The 243-nt window shown below is 60.9% G+C and carries 1 protein-coding gene; it reads left to right on the top strand.

Annotation, left to right across the window (positions count from 1 at the left end):
* A partial coding sequence (locus KVT32_RS31205; protein WP_217619546.1) for an NAD(P)-binding protein occupies positions 1-243 on the top strand: 243 nt, incomplete at both ends.

Raw genomic sequence — 243 nt, 5'->3', positions numbered from 1 at the left:
ACCGGAGCTGTCATTGCAAACCAGCTCGCACAAGCCGGCCACAAGGTCGAAGTATTTGAATCGCGTCCGCATATCGCGGGCAACTGCCATTCCGAACGTGACGCCGAGACCGGCGTCATGGTGCACGTCTACGGGCCGCACATCTTCCACACCGATAACGAGCGGGCCTGGGAATTCGTCAACCGCTACGCCGAGTTCAAGCCTTACGTGAACCGCGTCAAGGCCATTACCGGCGGGCGCGTC

This window comes from Achromobacter sp. GbtcB20 (assembly GCF_019091095.1).
In the GTDB taxonomy this organism is placed as follows: Bacteria; Pseudomonadota; Gammaproteobacteria; order Burkholderiales; family Burkholderiaceae_B; genus Achromobacter; species Achromobacter mucicolens.
Note: the sequence above shows the minus strand (reverse complement) of the source record. Positions and strands in the feature narration are given on the sequence as shown.